This window comes from Mesorhizobium sp. M4A.F.Ca.ET.020.02.1.1, assembly GCF_004022645.1.
In the GTDB taxonomy this organism is placed as follows: domain Bacteria; phylum Pseudomonadota; class Alphaproteobacteria; order Rhizobiales; family Rhizobiaceae; genus Mesorhizobium.
In genome coordinates, this window is sequence record NZ_RZOI01001366.1 from 1 (window position 1) to 530 (window position 530).

Annotated in this window: 1 protein-coding gene and 1 pseudogene; one reads left to right on the plus strand and one right to left on the minus strand. The window is 61.9% G+C overall.

Annotated features, from left to right (window positions below; genetic code table 11):
- A pseudogene (locus EN742_RS39915) lies at nt 1-138 on the plus strand (pyrimidine 5'-nucleotidase); the annotation flags it as partial.
- Between the two features lie 56 nt (nt 139-194).
- Here EN742_RS39915 and EN742_RS38545 read toward each other — a convergent pair.
- Nucleotides 195-530 (minus strand): hypothetical protein (locus tag EN742_RS38545; RefSeq protein ID WP_210214518.1); only part of this gene is annotated, 336 nt, incomplete at its 5' end.

Here is a 530-nt window from a genome sequence, read left to right on the forward strand (position 1 = left end):
GTACTGGTGGTGCCACGCAATTTCGAGCCGACCTTTTCGGAGATCTGGGAACGCGACCCGGCCAATGAGGACGATGTCGATTTCGTCACCGACGACCTTGCCGGCTTCCTGACGGCAATCGTCGAAGTCAGGACCTGACGCCGTCATCCGATCGACGGTGCATGCCGCCCGAGCGCGTGCGCGGCTGGCTCCGGTCAGTCGAAGTCCGGGATTGTGCCGGGCGGCAGCCCCAACCGCCCATTCAGATCCCTCAGGAAGCGGCACCAGGCAGGTGGGTCTCCCTCATCCTTCCCATTGCCATTGCCGTCGGATGAAAATCCGTTGCCGAAGCCATTGCCGCAATTGGCGTTGCCGTTGAAGCTGCCGCCATTGCCGTTGCCATTGAAGCTGCCGGCGTTGCCATTGCCGTTGAAATTGCCGGCGTTCCCGTTGCCGTTGAAGCTGCCGGAATTGCCGTTGCCGTTGAAGCTGCCGCCTTTGCCGTTACCGCTCGAGGTATCGCTGTTGGCCAGGCCATCGGCAAATCCGAT